The following is a 3,940-nucleotide window of genomic DNA, read 5'->3' as shown; positions in this document are numbered from 1 at the left end:
TATAACAAGCAAGTTGCCACCCTCAAAGAGAATCAGCCTCAAGGTTTTTGGTCTAAGCGATTAGCTGCCATCACTGAGAAACGCAATCGTCAGGTTAGGGATGCGGTCAATAAAGCGGCTAGAAAGGTGATCAATCATTGTCTTGAGAACAGAATCGGCACCGTCGTGTTTGGCTGGAATCGAGGGCAGAAAGACGGTGCCAATATGGGTGCTAAAACCAATCAGAAGTTTGTCCAGATTCCCACGGGCAGACTCAAAGAGAGAGTCTCGCAACTGTGCGAACAGCACGGGATTCGATTCGTTGAGACGGAAGAAAGCTATACGTCTAAGGCTTCGTTTGTGGATGATGATTTCCTGCCTAAAATCGGTGAGAAACCCGAAGGGTGGAAGGAGTCAGGCAGACGAGTTAAACGTGGCTTGTACCGCACTCAAAACAATCAGTACATCAATGCTGATTGCAACGGTGCGGCAAACATCTTGCGAAAAGTAGCGACAACTTTAGGGCTATGCCTTGAGGGAGTCAGTAGGGGCGCTTTGTTAACGCCTTTGAAGGTTCGCTTGTGGACTCTTCAAGAATCCCCTCGCCTTTAGGCATGGGGAGTATCAATTCCGCCCTATTTCAGGAGATGGGTTTCATTTTGGTATTTCCACTTCTCCTCAGGGTGTGCTGTCGTTCTCGCGTATTCTGAATGATCAGGAGGTCGTGGTGATTGCCAACACGAATACCCAAGCGGGCTTTATGGGTGCGGTGCTGGTTGACGCGACGCTCAATCCGGCGGGTGCAGCACTCAAAATCTTGTTCAGCAATCAAGCTGCCTCTACTGAACCAGGTGCAGTTAAGCTGATTGGAGGAGCAGAGATTCATGAAGTCAATGGTGGGGTTTCCAGTGGCCCCATCTCTGTGCTTCCGGTTACCTTAAAACCCATGGAGATCCAGATCCTGGGAAGAACCATTGGTTAGGACAAATTCCTCCTGAATTTGTAAGAGACAAGACCTAATCTGGCAGAAAGAACTGAGCGGACACTGATAAAAGGGTATTGTCAACTTAACTCAATTTAGCCCTGCTTATTAAGAATGCATACAGTTGGAGTCATGAAAGAATCAGTATTCTAATCTCTGTAAAGGGGGCATTTTCTCAACAAGCCAGCCGTTGAACCGTTGAGTTGACAAGACCGAGGTAATGTAGGATTGTTCACAACAGCCTCTGATAATATCAAACCTGTTCTAAGAACAATTCTTCATATCCAGAATCCGTCTCTGATCGCTTTAATCCTCTACTCCATTCCATAGCTAGAGCTTAAGCAACCATGACTTTCATGAGATCTTTTTTCAAAAAAATTATTTGTCGCAACGTGGCTATGACTGTGTTAACCTCATCTGTCTCTATTGGAGGTAAGCGATGAGCAGTTCTCTCGTTTCACGCAGAAGATTTCTTGAGACAGTGGGACTAGCAGCCAGTACAACTCTAGTGGGTTCGTTTTTGTTGCAAGCACGACAGGGCAACGCCGCAAGCTCTTACACCCGTCGCGATATTGGCACCCTGAGCACTACTAGCTCAACCGTTTTGTCTTACAAGAAAGCGATCGCGGCCATGAAAGCGTTGCCGGATGATAACCCGTTGAGCTGGACATATCAGGCAGCTATACATGGCACAACGCTTCCAGGATCTCAGCCTGCTTGGAACACTTGTAAACATGGCACGTACTTCTTCTTCTCCTGGCACCGGATGTATCTCTGGTATTTTGAACGCATTGTCCGCAAATTATCCGGTGATTCCAATTGGGCACTCCCGTATTGGAATTATGGCTCGACTCGGCAACGGCGCTTACCGACGGTGTTTCGATCACCAGCCAACGCTTCTAATCCTCTCTATGTTACCAATCGAGGGTCGGGCTGGAATGCTGGCACATCTTCACTCAATGCCTCTGCTGTCGATACCGTGGTCGCCCTTGCTGAAGTGCCCTTCAATGACTTCAGCAGTTCGCTAGAAGGAACTCCTCATGGGGCAGTGCATGTCTCGATCGGGGGATTGATGGGCAGTGTCCCGACCGCCGCACAAGATCCAATCTTCTGGCTACATCACTGCAACATTGACCGTTTATGGAACATCTGGCTGGCACAAGGGGGCGGGCGTACCGACCCACTCAGTGATTCGTCCTGGACAACCACCAAGTTCACGTTTTTCGATGAGAATGGTCAATCCGTGCAGTTGACGGGGTGCGAAATCCTCCGCGCCCAAGAACAGCTCAACTATGCCTATCAGGGGGAGCCAACTCAAGTGAAGCTCTCCTGCCAACCAGGAATTAGTCCAACACGAAAAAGGAGCAAAGAGGTGTTGCTCAGACGATCTCAAGAGTCAGCCGTCATTCTGCCACCAGAATCCAATCCTGTGTCTGTTGGGATAGATGTTCGTCCAGTGCGTGAACAGCTTCTGCGAGTCACGAGTGAGGGAAAAACCAACCTAACCCTCGACTTGACCAATATTGAAGCTGATCGACAACCAGATGTCTACTACGAAGTGTATGTAGGGCTACCCAAGGGAGCCACTCCGGAGTTTAACAGTCCGTTCTATGTTGGGAATATCGCCTTGTTTGGTCAGGGAATTCGGAACGGACAGCAGCATGGTGAGTTCAGCTCTGCAACCCTCTCCTTTAAAATTAATCGAGCGGTCTCGGCATTTCTGAGGCGCAATCAGTCTGATGAACAGCTCAACATTCTCTTCGTGCCGCGTGGCGCTTCACCACAAGAGAATCAAGCGATTGCAGCGCGATCGTCAGCCACGATTCAAATCGGGGGAATTGCGATTAGCAGCGATCGTCAGCCATAGACCCCTCTTCTTGATACCGAATGCCGCGACGAACCACTAAAAGTCGTATTCTAGACGTGTGGAAGGAGAATTAAATGGGTAATCCGAACTCAAATCGATTGATGAATAGTCCGATGACTACATCACATAACCATTCTGACTTGGAAAAGCAAGTCGTTTTCCGCGCTAATCGTTTAATTCGAGCTCACAACGTCAAGTGCTTGCGCTCAATCGTCTGAGTGAACACTTAACCTACCGTGTGAAACACAGGTTCAAAATGCCGTTCGTACGCTCCCCAACCATCGGTGTAAAACTGAGTGATGCCGAACGGTTCTAACCATGACGTATGCATTGCAACTTACAACGCGACTTTCCCAGTTGTCGTGTCTCTGTCTGCATATCCTTTGGCTTTCCCAAAGAGGCATACGACAACGATTCGTTCATTTTGGGGTCATAGGGAGCTACCGTTCTGAAGCCCAGAGGTCATAAATCAGATCTGGCGGGCGTTTCTCCAGGTCTAGTCCGTAACAACCAAACCGATTAATATGCTGGGTGAGGTAGGGACTGAGTGTCATCACATGGCCAGATTCGAGCGGATAGCCTGCTTGCTGGCGCTGGGGGTCGGGTCAAATAAACGGTCGTTTGTTTGGTACAGTGGCTTCTGCTTCCTCAATCGCCGAGTTTGAACCCTTCTGATACCCTTGGCATATACCATGAAACTCATCTACCTCATCTAAGTACCAAACTGGAAAGATGAGTTGAGTTTCGTGGTACAAATTCACCCTCCTCAAGGTGGCTCTAGATAAAGGTTCAAGTCCTTATGACCCCAAAATGAACGAATCGTTGTCGTATGCCAAAGACGTTGGCTTCTGAGACCATCCCTCCCTCACAGGCTTGTGGCTGACTACCGACTCTAGATCAGGGTTAAATGAGTAGTCATACAGAAACTCATGCTGGCGTTCCCGTAGCTTTTGGACCAAAAACAACGCTAAGGAATTTGTGGGCAAGATCAGCGAAGTGATAAGCGGATCAAATTGGTCGAAAAACATACTACACAGCACGAGGACTAAGATTGGACTGAGTAGTACATCAAACTGGCATGTTACAGGCGTAATCCAACCCTTTTTAAGAGC

4 protein-coding genes and 1 pseudogene are annotated in these 3,940 nt (G+C 48.4%); 3 read left to right on the top strand and 2 right to left on the bottom strand.

Annotated elements, in window-relative coordinates:
• The 3 genes from A8707_RS25760 to A8707_RS25750 form a co-directional block, all read left to right on the top strand.
• A partial coding sequence (locus A8707_RS25760) for an IS200/IS605 family accessory protein TnpB-related protein (RefSeq protein WP_156518764.1) occupies window positions 1-591 on the top strand: 591 nt, incomplete at its 5' end.
• A 115-nt stretch (window positions 592-706) separates the two neighbouring features.
• Complete coding sequence (locus A8707_RS25755; protein ID WP_156518890.1) at window positions 707-961, top strand: hypothetical protein; 255 nt, start codon at window positions 707-709, stop codon at window positions 959-961.
• A gap of 439 nt (window positions 962-1,400) precedes the next feature.
• Window positions 1,401-2,828 carry a tyrosinase family protein gene (locus A8707_RS25750; protein ID WP_082906515.1) on the top strand — a complete coding sequence of 476 codons (1,428 nt, stop codon included), beginning with the start codon at window positions 1,401-1,403 and terminating at the stop codon, window positions 2,826-2,828.
• Between the two features lie 70 nt (window positions 2,829-2,898).
• Here A8707_RS25750 and A8707_RS28745 read toward each other — a convergent pair.
• Both A8707_RS28745 and A8707_RS30070 read right to left on the bottom strand, forming a co-directional pair.
• A pseudogene (locus tag A8707_RS28745) lies at window positions 2,899-3,144 on the bottom strand (IS1 family transposase); the annotation flags it as partial.
• Between the two features lie 481 nt (window positions 3,145-3,625).
• A partial coding sequence (locus A8707_RS30070) for a hypothetical protein (protein ID WP_231948479.1) occupies window positions 3,626-3,940 on the bottom strand: 315 nt, incomplete at its 5' end.

Origin of the sequence: Phormidesmis priestleyi BC1401, from assembly GCF_001650195.1 — a bacterium.
GTDB classification, from domain to species: domain Bacteria; phylum Cyanobacteriota; class Cyanobacteriia; order Leptolyngbyales; family Leptolyngbyaceae; genus Phormidesmis_A; species Phormidesmis_A priestleyi_B.
This window is presented reverse-complemented; position numbering and strand designations above follow the sequence as displayed.